This window comes from Flagellimonas sp. 389 (genome assembly GCF_018449435.1).
Lineage (GTDB): Bacteria > Bacteroidota > Bacteroidia > Flavobacteriales > Flavobacteriaceae > Flagellimonas.
The window spans coordinates 171000-184918 of the sequence record NZ_JAHCMU010000002.1; the positions used below are offsets into that span (position 1 = coordinate 171000).

Sequence of the window (13919 nt, forward strand, 5' to 3'; positions counted from 1 at the left end):
AAGTCGTTATTGGCTCAACTCTCTTATAAATGCAATAACCAATTCATCCCTGAGAACTTAATCTTCTTTAAGTACTTTGTTTTCTTGCCAAATTGTTTTATAATTATGAAGGGCAATGTCTTCCAAAATCTTCTTTGTTGCATTTTTAGTTGAAAATTTTGACTTTATCAATTTCATACCATTCTTACCCATTTTCATTCTTATTGTTTCGTTGTTTAAAAGTTCAATTGCATTATTTAATAGTTCCTTATCTTTTCCATTGAGTGTAATAAATCCTGCGCCTGATTTCTGAACAATCTCTTGAAGATCATTGCCGGGATTAACACTTCCAAGTATAGGCATTTCATTGGCCATATAACCCAGTAACTTACCTGGGAAGTTATGACTTGAATGCAATTTATGCAGACTAAAAAGTCCTACGTCAAAATCAGAAAGCATTTTGTCATATTCATTTTGCACTACAGCACCAAGGTAATTAACATTAGAAAGTTCATTGTCTATGATGGCCTTTTTTACTAATTCCACTTCATCGCCCAATCCAACAAAAACAAAATGCGAACTTGGATATTTTTGCATATTCTGCGCAAGTCTGACCAAATTCATCATATCTTGAGATTTTCCCATGTTTCCACCATAAAAAAATACAACTTTCTCCGTCAATTTTAGTTTTGCTCTGTAATCTATTTTTGATTTTAATGGTCCCTTATCCTTGAATTCGTTTGTCCAATTATATAAAACACCTAGTGTTTTATTACTATTTACATTTTTATAAAACCACTCTAAATTGTTTGGGGATTGCAATGCGATAAAATCTGCTGCTTGATAGTTCAATCTCTCAAAAAAACGAAAGTATCTAGTAATTGCCGAACCTTCCTTTATGATGTTTTGATCTATTGCCCATTGAGGGAAAAAGTCTCTTAGAATGAGATAGGAGGGGCATCCCCAATGCTTCTTCATTGCCTGCACTAATGGCCCAAAAAAAATTGAGGGGGAGTAATAAATAATCAAATCCTGTTTTTTATTTCTAAGCCTGAAAAAATAGTATAAGTACGCTCTGAATGATAAAAGACTTTCGTTAACAACCCTTCTAAGTTTTGATGTATTCTTTATTTTCCCAGATCTAAATCTGTGAATGGAAAGATGATTTATTGGTTTTAACTCCTTTACTTTTTTGCCTGGAGTTAATACACTAACCTCATTTCCTTCCTTTATGAATTGCAAGGCTAGCTCGTGCATCATTTTAGCGGCAATCTTTATAGAATCCGGCAAATAATCATCTACTATAATGAGGATTTTCATAAATCAAAGACTGTAATGCTTATAGCTCGGTAAATTTGCCTTCATATCATCAGCCATTTCTCCAACCATAACTTCGTAAGACGGGATTTTGTAACTAATTTTCTGCTTAGTGTCAATAAAGCTTTTATCAATTGCTTTTCCAGGTATGGCGTTTATTGATATCTTTTTGTCAAAAAACTTTTCAAATAATCTTAGCAATTCATATTTGGATATAGATGTATTATTGGTTACGTGATATATACCCGTCAAATTATCCAAAAGCGTAGCCTCAATGAAACGTGCTAACTCTAACGTGGTTACCCCGGACCAAATGGATTTTTTATATCCTTGAATGGTTCCATTTTGACTAAGAAACCATTGTAAAAGGCCTTCTCCTTTCTCTTTAAGTTCAGGCCCAATTATTGAAGTTCTTATTGTTAAGTGATTGCCGTAATCCACTTCACCCAATGCCTTAGTTTTAGCATAGTTGTCTTTTCCATCTTTTTCGTCATTTTCCTTATACTGTCCTTCCAATCCAGAAAAAACGCAATCGGTAGATATGTGTATTAGCTTTGAATTTATTTGAGAGCAAGTTTTAGCAAGGAAATGTGGCAAATAACTATTCACGTATATTGCATTAGAAATATCACTATTTGACTTACTAATTAAGATGCCCACACAATTAATGACATAATTTGGTTTTATTTGATGTAAAATTTGTTCTAATTTCTGCCTGTTTGTTACATCTAAAATAATGCTCTCAGAAGACGTAAGCATGCTCCGGGTAATATCCCATATATCGTATTTATGTTCTTTTTTCTTAAAGCATTTGTATACTTGATGCCCGAGCATCCCTGAAGAACCAATAATTAAAATTCTTTTTTTCTCTTTTAGTTTTTCCAAACCGTTCTTTTTATATAGTCAGTATATGATAAAATAATCCTTAAGACTTTTTTAGAGACATTATCAGTGTCATAATCATCAACTAACTTGATGTTTCTTTTGGATGAATTGTGATGACTTCTCACCACCATAATACATTCAAGTACTCTTTCTTTTTTCAGTCCTGACATTACCAGCGTCCCTTCATCCATGCCCTCTGGTCTCTCATGAGCCTGACGAATTGTAATCGCTGGCAGATTTAAGATAGAAGCCTCTTCGGTTATAGTTCCACTATCTGAAATTACACAAAATGCATTTTTTTGAAGTTTTATATAATTATGGAAACCATACGGCTTGGAAAAAACCAACAGCGGGTTCTTATTTACATATCCTTTTGCTTCTAACTTTTTTCTTGTTCTGGGATGAGTTGAAATTAGTATCTTCTTTTTATACTCCTTTGAAATGGCTTCAAGTGTTTGTAGCAAGTCATTAAAATTTACTTCGTAGTCAACATTTTCTTCTCTATGAATACTTACAACGAAATAATCACCCTTTTTTAAACCTTCGTCTTCCAAAATCGTCGACTTGTCAATCCGTTCCATATTTTTTCCTAGAACCTCAAGCATTGGAGAGCCTGTTTTAACGACTGTTTCTGGTTTAATTCCTTCGTTTATCAAATACCTTCTAGCATGTTCCGATAGAGGCATGTTAATATCGCTCAGGTGGTCTACTATTTTTCTATTTATCTCCTCTGGTACTCGCTGATCAAAGCAACGATTACCAGCTTCCATATGAAAAATTGGGATTTGATGTTTCTTGGCAGAAATAACAGATAGGCAGCTATTTGTGTCCCCGTAGAGCAATAATGCATCTGGCTTTTCGGCTAGAAAAACTTTATCTGATTTTGCTATTACATTTGCAATCGTGTCAATAGGATTATTTCCTGAAGCGTTTAAAAAGTAATCTGGTCTTCTAAGACCTAAATCATCAAAGAAAACTTCGTTAAGCTCATAATCATAGTTTTGCCCAGAGTGTACCAAGATATGATTTGAATGTCTGTCCAATTCCTTAATCACCTCACTGAGTTTTATTATCTCTGGCCTTGTTCCAACAACTGTCATTATTTTAATCATACTATACTAATTTAGGTCGTTCCAATTCAACCACATCTCGCTGTCATATCGATATTCATCACCTGCTTGAAGATTCTCATAGGAATTGTCACTAAAGGAAATAAGTATTGATTCTTTGGCTTTGGCCTTAACGCCGTTAGCATAACCTCTAGGTATGTGCAAAACTGAGGGTTCATCGCTTTTTAGTTGATAGATCTCTACTTCAAGTTGTTGTGATGGTTTTTCCCAGTTATCGATTCTTACACACGCAATCCAAAAACAACCTGAAATGACATGAAAAGATCTTGACTGATACTTATGGCCTTGCCAAGCTCTTACTATTTCTGTACTGGGGTGAGCTATTGTGTAGAAACGCTTAATCTTTTCCATTGAGAAATTATTAACAAAAGATAGTTTTCCTCGTTTGTCTATGTGATTGTTCCCCTTTATTAACAATGGCTTATTTGTCTCTTCTATACTCATCCAAAATATTTAAATATGAAAGTTCCAAAATCTTTTTCTTAACTTCCGACACAGTCAGTCTTTTTGTATTATGCGAGTGATATTCTTCTCTTTGGGATAACGACTCATTCCCTTTTTCAAAATACTTGCTGTAATTCAAATCTCTATTGTCAGCAGGAACCTTGAAATAACCTCCTAAATCTTCGGCTTTTGCAAACTCTTCTTTAGTTAATAAGGTCTCATATAACTTTTCCCCATGTCTTGTGCCAATAATTTTAACCGGCACATTTACATTACATATTTCCTGAATTGCGTTAGCTAAATCCTCCACAGTACTTGCAGGAGATTTCTGCACAAATAAATCACCTTGTTTTCCATTTTTAAATGCATAAAGCACCAAGTCCACAGCTTCATCCAAAGACATCATAAACCTCGTCATTTTAGGGTCGGTAACCGTTATCTCAGTGGATTGCTTTATTTGGTCAAAAAAAAGAGGGATAACAGAACCTCTTGAAGCCATTACGTTTCCATATCGTGTGATACTTATAATAGGCCCACCTATTGGTATATTTCTTGATTCTGCTACAGCAACTTTTTCCATAAGAGCTTTCGAAATTCCCATAGCATTAATTGGATAAGCGGCTTTGTCGGTGCTTAGACATACAACTCTTTCTACTGTGTTACTAGTTGCTGCCTTAATAACATTAGAAGTTCCAATAACATTAGTTTTTGTTGCTTCCAATGGAAAAAATTCACAAGATGGAACTTGCTTTAAGGCTGCAGCATGAAAAACAAAGTGAATTCCTTTCATGGCGGTATTAACACTATCCAAATCTCTAACATCCCCTAGATAAAATTTTATTTTATCATTACCGTATTGAGTTCGCATATCGTTTTGTTTTTTTTCATCTCTTGAAAAAATCCTTATTTCTTCTATATCCGAGCTTAAAAGTCCCTTTAAAACGGCATTGCCAAAAGAACCCGTGCCTCCTGTAATTAAAAGTTTCTTCCCCTTAAACATTTTTGTTTTGTTTATAATTTTGAATCACATTTAGGAATGTTTTTTTACTAGTATCCTTCCACGAATATTTATTTATTTCAATTAGGTTATTTTTAATCATTACGTTCCTTGTGGACTCATCCAAAAGCATCTTCTCCAAAGCTACAATAATAGAACCAACATTATATGAGTCAAAATAAAATCCGTTCTCTTTAAGAAATTCCGGCATTGGTTGTTTATCACTGCAGGCAATAGGTAATCCCGAAGCCATAGATTCTAATAAAATGTTTGGCATATTTTCACAAGTAGATGCAAAAATCAGCCCATCCGATTTATTATAAAACTCATGAATAATAGAATATTCAACGTCACCATGATAGTTAATAAACTCTTTTCTTGGATCTGCCTGAGAAATTGTATTCTCCAACAAATCTCCAGCTCGTTTGAATATTACGCCTCCAACCAAATCTAAAGCCACAGGGTATCCTTTCTTTCTCAAAACACTAATAGCTTTAACTACATTCCATTGATGCTTATAGACATGAACAGTGGAGACATATAATAGTCTAAATGGTTTTGAAAATGAATAGGATAAAATACTCTTCTGTTCGCGAGCATTTTTTATAAATTTTTGTGATATTCCGTGATGTATAATACAAATCTTTTTGCCTTTTAAGTTTAGCTTGGAAGATATTGTTTTTTTAGCATATTCAGATATGAATATAATCCCTGTGGCGTTCTTGAAACATCGCTTTTGTTTTTGAAAATTTAACCAAAACCTTAAGATTTCTTTTGCCGATTTAATTTCTCTCCATATTTCTCTTTCATAAAGCAGCATATTTCTAGACATTGCAATCACAGGCTTAAAACTGCCAACATAATCTCCTGTTAATGATAATAGAACGTCTATTTTACAGGATTCAATATTATTGTCAAAATCTCTTATTTGATAAACAATTCTTTGAGGAACTCCTTTGTTTAATAATGAAAATGTTTGCTTCTCAAATGTGTTTATTTCGCATAAATTATTGAGTGTTTTTGAAGAACCAAATATAACTATGCTAGAAATCTTCCCTTTAAAAAAATCAGAATCATATGCTTCGATTATTTCTTTTAAGTGTGTTATCCCTCCTCCTCCTCCAATATTGGTTGCATCAATGCCAATTCTTATTGGATGCTCTAATTCCATTATAGAAATTCTTGTTGATTATTAACTATCCTTTCTTGCCTTTTTAGTATTCCAAAAATAGTAATAAACAAGGTGGCGCAAACTATTCCTTCTTGTCGTGATAGTATCGATTCTGTTGAACAATTCAAAAAAATAGTAAAAAGAACAGACAAAACAAAGAAATCTGTCCTAAGTATGGTATCATAAATTGGCAAAAAGAATACTCCAAGAAAAATCAAAAAGCCAAATATTCCAAAAGATAATAGGGTACTTAAAAACTGACTGTGGGGGCCATAGTTTAAATGTGAAATACTTTTAAATCCATTTGTTTCATTTTGTTTTTTTATTACATCTTTAACATCACCCGTTCCATACCCAAATAACGGGCTGTCATAAATTAGTTGAAAAGATGACTTGAATACCATATATCTAATCTCTGTGCTACCAGGCCGTAGGTTTTTTGCATAATTTTTCTCACCATCATCTCCAGGAGACAAAATGTTTTGAATTTCCTCCATCATTGGCTTAAACCTATAATCCAAGATTGATTTTAAAGAGCCAAGACTAATTAATGCAAAAATGAGTAAAAAAATTGCAGACCTACGCCAATTATTTCTACTCACCACTAAAAAAAAACAAATGATTGCAGAAGACAAAACCCAGCCCGCCTTTGATTGGACAAGAATCAAACCTGTCAGTATAATAAAAATGCTCAAATAACCTACCCATTTGATCTTTCTTTTGAATATGAAAATGTAATCCTCAAAATGGAATAGTAAATAAGAAACACAAACAGTGAGGTACATAGAAAAGTATGTTCTGTGAACTCCAATAATCAAAAAATGTTGGCTAAGGTATTCGTATACAGACCCAGGTCTGTTCCCCGCAGGGATTTCACCCAAAATTATATATTCGTCTGTAGTTAGTGTGACATAAGCAAAGTCCAAAAAAGAAGTAAGTAATACCACCAAGCAACCATAAACAAAAATTCTAAATAGCTTTAAGACCTGTCCCTTAGTCAAACAAATCGCTGGTATTATCAATGGGAAAATAATAAAAGATAAAGTGTGTTCAATCCTCGTTAAGGCATTTGGAATGTTATCAGACCAAAAAATCCCAATCAAATAAAGAATAAACAAAAGAATTAGAGGATAATGGTACTCCCATGCAAAAGTGAAGTTATTCACCCATTTGCCCTTATTACAAAATACAAGAACAGTTATAACAAGTAAAATTATTAAAGGAGGTATTATTTTTCCTCCAAATGGAATTAAGAAGAATATTGCATGAAGTAGAAATGTGGGCAACTGAAGATAGTTGTTCTTTGAATTAAGTAAAGCTTTCATTTCCTTTTTTTTAACAAATACTCTTTTTATCTTTCTTGGAAAGAATTGTGGCCTTTTTTTAAATGTCCCATTATTCTATTTCCTATCACATCAATTGTTTGTTCATTCCTTATCAAGCTCGCTTCTTTCATAAATCTATCTCTTAAATCCTCTGAATTCATTAGTTTATAAAGTCTTTCTTTATAAGATATATTATTTTCACTTTCTATCAAAAACCCGTTTTTCCCATCCTGTAATATATCTCTTGGGCCTGAGTTGCAGTCAAAACTTATACATGGCATTGGAAAGGCCATTGCTTCGCAAAGTGCGTTTGGATAGCCTTCTGAAATAGAGGTGAAAGCAAATATCTTAGATTGCGACATATATTTGCTCAAATCTTCTTTAACACCTAACAGTTTTACCGATTTTTCTAGTTTCCTCTTTTCTATTTCATTTTCCAAAAGAGCTCTAAGAGGTCCCTCTCCTATTATGTGTAACTCCCACCCCTCATTTTCAATTTCATCGAAAATCCGTATCAGGCCAATTTGATTTTTTTCTTTTACCAACCGCCCCACATTCAAAATAATATTCCTTCGTTGAATATCAATTTTTGGAATTATTTTAATTGGATTAGGCATTATAATGATGTTGTCATGACCAATCTTTTCCTTTAGCACTTTTTCTGCGAGAGAAGTTTGAACAAAAATCCCTTTGGCTTTTGTATATAATATTTTTTGAAGTATTCTTCTTGAAGTTGGTAGGATTTTCAATGGGTTGCTTCTATTTGAAACAAAAACATCGATTTTGTCACCTAAGGCGCTAAGTATTACAAAAGCGTTATATCCTTCTCCAAAACTTAATATTACATCTGGTTTTAAATTTTTATACCTTTTTTTTAAAAAGAAGAAAAGGTAGATTTTATAAAATAGTTTTGAAAACACATTTTTTTTATATCCTAAAGAAGGCATGGAAATTGAATTTACTTTCCCATTTATAGAATAGAAAGGTGTATGTCTTACAAGAAAGATTAAATCTATATGTACTCCTTCAATGGCCCAGTAGTTCGCCAACTCATTCATTACCCTTTCCATTCCTCCTGACAAGAAAGTAGGTATTATCAATGCAGTTCTCATGTAGTTTCGTATTAATCATTTGAGCCAAAATTATAGTCAATCATATTGTTACCAAAAAAATATTAATTCTACCTTTTTTAATAATATCCCTGCCAACGTTATGAAATTCTTGTTGAATAAGCTCTCAATAAAATAATCTTTGTAAATAAATAAATTAACAATAAAGCTAGGTACAAGAAAAATAAAAAACAGTTTTATGAGTAGCTTATTTTCACGATAGTTATATTCATAAAACAGCAGATAGATAAACATTATTTCTACTAAATATGTAAGTCTCAATTGGATATCAGGTGTAACACTAAAAATATTCAACAGACCCATCAAAAGAATCACTAAGTTTCTATAATTTGATTCTCGTTTATAAGAAAGTAAAAGGTAAGTATGGGCAAAATATATCCATGACACCCTAATTTTATAGGATATTAGAGCGGCTGTTGATTCCATATTTCCTTTCTCTATTATATCCATCCCTTCCAAATATGCTTTTATTTTGTAATCAAATGACTCTGGAAAAGGCAACGCAATGGCAATATGGTATAAATATTTTTTTGTAAACAGAAAAAAAGCAAAAGAGGTTATGTAAAGAATGAAAATCGATTTTGACTTTATTTTCTTGAAAATTCCTAAAAAATATATTGGGAAAAAAAGTAATGTTCCAAAATGAATCAATGATGAGAACAATAGCAGTAGAAAACCTTTTCCTTTTTTATTATCAAAAATTCCTATATAAAAACCATATATAGCAATTGAGATCGCAAGTAAATTTCTTATTCCAGAGTACAGTCCAAGAAATTCTATTGAGATAAAAATGCTTACAATACCTAAGAGATAGTATTTATTTGATATTTCTCTTTTTTCTACAAGTTTGTTGTAAACTAAATAAATTAGATAGAGCGTGGCAAAAGTACATAGGGAAAAAAATACCTGGCCTGAAATCCCCAGTTTGGCAAAAAAGTAAATGCCATAATAAAAAACAAAATCTGTCTTCTTTTGTATTGTTAGTTTTAGCAAAAATTCTTCGAAACCAATATACTTTACATCTTTATAAAAACGATAAAATTGATATAAATCTTTGGTTTCTGAAGGAACCAATTGATAGGTGATTAATGAAGCAAGTATCAGTAATAATATTAAGCTGACTCTATTTCTGTTATAAATCCCAACAAAAATAGAGGGCAATGCAAGTAAAGGGCTTATTAAGAATAAAAAGCAATTAAAAAGACTTATAATTTTAACTTTAATTCCTAAACTTTTTACCTCACTCATCTTTCATGACCCATTTCAAATTATAATTGTATAAAATTTTTTGAAAAACCTTTTCGCTAACATTCGTTCATCATATTCGTGAGTGATAATTCTCTTTTACCATTAAATTGACAAAAAGAGACATATAAATAATTAGGTATTGAGTATGTCCTCAATCATAAAATATTGAGGGTTAAAGCTTCCTTTATGCCAATTTAACTCATCATCCCAATAACCTTTACAAGGGTAATATACTTTCTCAGTAAATCCATAACTTATTTCAATAATCAAGGGAGTGTTATCTTTATACACAAAATCATACGCAGTACATTGACTTTGTAGTTTTTTTGAAATTTCAAATGCAATTTCTATACACCTTTTATCCATTGAATCATTATCAGGATACTTTATTATACCACTTCCTGAAGCTCTAAAGTCATTTTTTCTTATTATTCGTTCAATTGCAAATGCCTTGTTCCCAATTACAATAACTCTAGTATCAGAGTTGTTGTTTGGGATAAAATCCTGAAAATAAGCATATCCTTTTTCCCTTCCCGACATTTTTTCTAAATCAGTTTTTAAAAATAATCTTCCTAAACCTTTGAGAATTCCTAAAAAGGTATTGATGTTTTTATCTTTTCTAAAATGCCATAATCTATTTCGCATAAGTTCTTTTCTCCCACTTGCGCCAAAACCCTTATCGAAAGATTTACGAACAAGTTTTTTTGCAGTTCCCTTGTTTTTAACCAATTTAACGTTAATAGATCCTGCGCCTCCTCTTAACTTAAAAACTTTTGGAAATGTTGCCTTTTCTATCCAATTGAAACTTTCTTCTTTAGAGTAAAAAACATAGGAGTTGACTAAAGGAGCTTCAATAGCCTCTAATAGATATTTTTGGGCAACCTTGTCATCAAAATGCCAAACAGTATTGGAATTCGGGAAAACTCTTTTGCTGGCTTTTTCTAAAGAGAACATCAATTGCTTAGCAAATAATTTTGCTTTTGGATCTTCATGGCTCCAATGCCACATCAACACATCACAATCTTTTAATTGTGACATAATATTTGAGTCAAAACAATTTACAAGCATAAAGGCTATATCGTTTTCTTTACAATATTCAATCCACCTTTGGCTGAAAGAGTTGTTACGGTGATGAATTGCTATTTTCATTTTTCTTTTTGATTAAATGTTTTCAACGCTTACAAACTCAAATCTCAATGAGCTTCACATCTAATTAATTAGATTCATATTTTTTCTGCCAGAATATATTTTTATATACCTTCGACCAATAAATCTTTACTTTTTTTGAATCTTTTGTTTATTGAGGAAAAACAAATTTCCAATATAAGATTGTCTGTCAATGTATCAAATTCAATACTAATATATTCTTATTTTGATTCGGTCTTTTAAGTGTTCAAATGGTCATAACTCTTTTTTTCTTAATTAACCCTGTATTTAACATTATCTATATTAGCCAATTAGAAAGCATTTTTCAGTTTTTCTAATAATTAACTCAAAAATATTACCCCCTACTAATATTTCTATTGCATAAATAAATTGAAATATAGACTATATACCCTATGTTAAAGATCATTCCAATTATAGAATATATCTGAACTGTAAAAAGAATATCATTTCTCATTCCACCAAAAACCAATGCTCCATATCGAAAACTAAACAAGCCTATTTCATAAAACAGTTGTTCTCTTTGCTTATTTAAAATAAAATACATTGCGGAAGCAGGTGGATTCACAAATCCAATACTGAGCCATAAAAACATCCAACTTGCATATTCACCAGCTACTTCCCATTCATCTCCAAAAAAAAATGAAAACAATACGTCACCCCATAAAAAAACGATTAGGGTTGGCAATAGAATAATTCCTAATAGAGAAAAGGTTACTTTAAAAAACTTTTTTTTAAGTGTTACTATATCTTCTTTAAAATCTGCAGCTTCTTTATAAAATACTTGTTTTACTGCTTCTCCTATTAAAGCGGAGGGAAGTTGTAATATTCTTACCGCAAAAAAATACCTCCCCACTTCGTTTTCACCAAAATAGCGCCCAAACATAATAATAGGTAAACCTTGCGAAACTGCGTTTAGTAGGTTTTTTGGAGCTGTATAAAGAGCATAACGGTAATATTTTTTTGCGGTAGATTTTAATTTCTTATAACTACATTTCAGTTCTTTAATATGTAAATAGAAAGGAGATGCCAACACAACAAGTGATATAATGCCCCCAAAAATATTACCGTATACTAACCCAATCCCTGTAGCAAAAATGAAAACCCATGCTAACTGAAAAATCACAGTAGTTAATCTATCCAATACGGCTTTTTTAGAAATTAAATAGTATTGTTTGAATCTATTATGTATTTGGATAAAAACACGATTATAGCCTAAAATCAGAGCTATAAAAACAGTAATAAAAACAATAAAGGTATTTGGAGAAGATATCCCTAGATACCCTATTAGGTTTGGGAAAATCAAAATCCCAACAAAAAAAATGATAAGCGAAGAAGTTAAAAAGAATACTGAAATTAATGCTAACCTTTCCGCTTCTTTATTGGAATCTGCCTGAACAATGCCCATTTCAAATTTAAGTGTTCCAAATGATTGCAAAATTCCAGCTAATGTTATGATACTCCCAAAAATGCCAAAATCTGTTGGCGAGTAATATCTAGAAAGAATGGGTGTCAACAAAATTCCTATCAATTGCGAGATAGCTGTCCCTGAAATTAAGTATGACGTGTTCTTAACAAAAGGGCTTTTCCACAAGCTAGCTAGAAATGCTTTCAATTTTGTTGAATTTTGATTATCTATGTTTTTAAGTAATGCCTTTTAAATGCTTTTCAAATACTAATAAAACCTTGTCGATTATTTTCTACATGATAAATCATATCCACCGTTAACTTTTTAGTATCAATTAAATTTTCTAGCTCTATAATTTTAAGATCTTTATTCAACTTTCTTTATGTCAAGGTTCAATAAACCATTTGCAGTATTTACTACAAACACAATATTGTCTTGTTTTATATTGTCAAGCAGCAAATTTTCCGTTGATGTGTTTGTCGGAGCAAAATGTATGATGTCAGAAACCACTCCTATCACACATCGATTTATTTCTTCCGAAAAAGGAGATTTCTTGTCGAACGTAGGTAAATCGTGTTCTATCTCGGAAAAGGTAAGCACTTGACCCAACATTTCTCTATGCTGAGCCGTTACGCAAACCCGTGTTCCAAAAACGATAAGATTACGTTTTTTTTTCAATAGAAACTTTTAAGATTTAAAATTCGACCCATTTTAAGTAATATAATGCTTAAGTAGTAAGATTGGATGCTCGTTTATTTATCGCAATCAACGCAGAAATACCCAAAAAGAGTAAAAGCAACAGTGAAGGAATCAAAATAACACTTCTTCCAAAAAAAGCTTTTTTCACCTGTTGTGAATTCCCAAAATTAATGATGTTTATAGGGTCTTTCTGTTCTTTAAGTGCTATCTTTTTAAGTTCAATATCATAAACCAATTGATTTTTGATTTCGAATAAGCCAGTAATTTCTGTCTTCTCTTCGGCACTAAATGTAATTCTTTGATTTTTGATTTGTTCACCTTCAAATTCAAGGCTCTTTGTGTAAGCAGAAATTAAAATATCTATCTGATCGACAAAAATTTCATTTTTCTCGATGCGGTCCAATGCGTTTTGCTTGGCGACCTCAGTCAGGTCTCTAAGGTATGTATTTGCATTAATATGTTGCATCACTTTTTCGGCAAAGACCCTACCTTTATCAATATCCTTGAACAGAAATGTAATCATATGACTAGGCTCACTTCTATTCAACAGTTCAGATTTAATAACATCTGAAAAATCTTCGTTCCCTTGAAATTTTCCCAAAAGTTCTAAATAGGCTAAATCGGCCTCTGCTTTTTCTTCATCATCTATTGGATCAATAGAAATTTTGAACTCCTTTAAGTTAGAGGTGTCAACACCTATTCTATCAAAGAAAAGGGCATTGCCAGACCTTAGATTACTTTCTATCTCTTCTACCGCATTATACAGATAATCCTTACTCTCCAGATTAGGCTTTACAATGACTTCTATCTTCATTTTTTTCTCCGTAACCTGATTAAGTCCGTAACCCGCTGCCAAACCTATAATGATTAGCCCTCCCAATATCAAGGCATGTTTTTTTAGGTAAAGAAATAATCTCAAAAAAGCAATCCCAATTTTATTGAATCCCTTTCCTATCAGTTGAAACAACTGTCCCAAATCTATTTCATCGGATGAATTACTGTTTACCGGTTGATCTGCCATC

Annotated in this window: 13 protein-coding genes; all 13 read right to left on the reverse strand. The window is 31.9% G+C overall.

All coding sequences use genetic code 11. The features are described from left to right. Nucleotides 1-57 precede the first annotated feature (57 nt). The 13 genes from KIM67_RS02475 to KIM67_RS02535 all read right to left on the reverse strand — a co-directional run bounded on the left by KIM67_RS02475 (nucleotide 58) and on the right by KIM67_RS02535 (nucleotide 13918). Nucleotides 58-1299 (reverse strand): glycosyltransferase family 4 protein, encoded by a 1242-nt coding sequence (locus tag KIM67_RS02475; protein ID WP_213829783.1) that lies wholly within the window; start codon nucleotides 1297-1299, stop codon nucleotides 58-60. Between the two features lie 3 nt (nucleotides 1300-1302). Beyond that, complete coding sequence (locus KIM67_RS02480; RefSeq protein WP_213829784.1) at nucleotides 1303-2181, reverse strand: SDR family oxidoreductase; 879 nt, start codon at nucleotides 2179-2181, stop codon at nucleotides 1303-1305. Continuing rightward, nucleotides 2169-3293 (reverse strand): non-hydrolyzing UDP-N-acetylglucosamine 2-epimerase, encoded by a 1125-nt coding sequence (wecB, locus tag KIM67_RS02485; RefSeq protein ID WP_213829785.1) that lies wholly within the window; start codon nucleotides 3291-3293, stop codon nucleotides 2169-2171. Before wecB ends, KIM67_RS02480 begins: the two co-directional genes overlap by 13 nt. Before the next feature lie 6 nt (nucleotides 3294-3299). Further along, complete coding sequence (locus KIM67_RS02490) at nucleotides 3300-3755, reverse strand: WxcM-like domain-containing protein (protein WP_213829786.1); 456 nt, start codon at nucleotides 3753-3755, stop codon at nucleotides 3300-3302. Further along, nucleotides 3733-4755 (reverse strand): polysaccharide biosynthesis protein, encoded by a 1023-nt coding sequence (locus tag KIM67_RS02495; RefSeq protein ID WP_213829787.1) that lies wholly within the window; start codon nucleotides 4753-4755, stop codon nucleotides 3733-3735. The genes KIM67_RS02490 and KIM67_RS02495 overlap by 23 nt, the downstream gene beginning before the upstream one ends. Further along, nucleotides 4748-5923 (reverse strand): glycosyltransferase family 1 protein, encoded by a 1176-nt coding sequence (locus tag KIM67_RS02500; protein ID WP_213829788.1) that lies wholly within the window; start codon nucleotides 5921-5923, stop codon nucleotides 4748-4750. The genes KIM67_RS02495 and KIM67_RS02500 overlap by 8 nt, the downstream gene beginning before the upstream one ends. Continuing rightward, a complete protein-coding gene (locus KIM67_RS02505; RefSeq protein ID WP_213829789.1) occupies nucleotides 5923-7248 on the reverse strand; it encodes an O-antigen ligase in 1326 nt (441 codons plus the stop codon). The genes KIM67_RS02500 and KIM67_RS02505 overlap by 1 nt, the downstream gene beginning before the upstream one ends. A 26-nt stretch (nucleotides 7249-7274) precedes the next feature. Next, nucleotides 7275-8360, reverse strand: coding sequence for a glycosyltransferase (locus KIM67_RS02510; RefSeq protein WP_213829790.1), 1086 nt, complete (start codon nucleotides 8358-8360; stop codon nucleotides 7275-7277). Nucleotides 8361-8408: 48 nt separating this feature from the next. Then, entirely contained in the window at nucleotides 8409-9626 is a 1218-nt protein-coding gene (locus KIM67_RS02515; protein WP_213829791.1) for an EpsG family protein, read from the reverse strand. 132 nt (nucleotides 9627-9758) lie between these two features. Then, nucleotides 9759-10775 carry a RimK family alpha-L-glutamate ligase gene (locus tag KIM67_RS02520; RefSeq protein ID WP_213829792.1) on the reverse strand — a complete coding sequence of 339 codons (1017 nt, stop codon included), beginning with the start codon at nucleotides 10773-10775 and terminating at the stop codon, nucleotides 9759-9761. A 352-nt stretch (nucleotides 10776-11127) separates the two neighbouring features. Next, entirely contained in the window at nucleotides 11128-12405 is a 1278-nt protein-coding gene (locus KIM67_RS02525; RefSeq protein WP_213829793.1) for a lipopolysaccharide biosynthesis protein, read from the reverse strand. A 159-nt stretch (nucleotides 12406-12564) separates the two neighbouring features. After that, a complete protein-coding gene (locus KIM67_RS02530) occupies nucleotides 12565-12876 on the reverse strand; it encodes a UDP-N-acetylglucosamine 2-epimerase (RefSeq protein WP_213829794.1) in 312 nt (103 codons plus the stop codon). Between the two features lie 49 nt (nucleotides 12877-12925). After that, the gene (locus tag KIM67_RS02535; protein WP_213829795.1) at nucleotides 12926-13918 is read right to left on the reverse strand and encodes a hypothetical protein; all 993 of its coding nucleotides are present in this window, start codon (nucleotides 13916-13918) and stop codon (nucleotides 12926-12928) included. Nucleotide 13919: the final 1 nt, after the last annotated feature.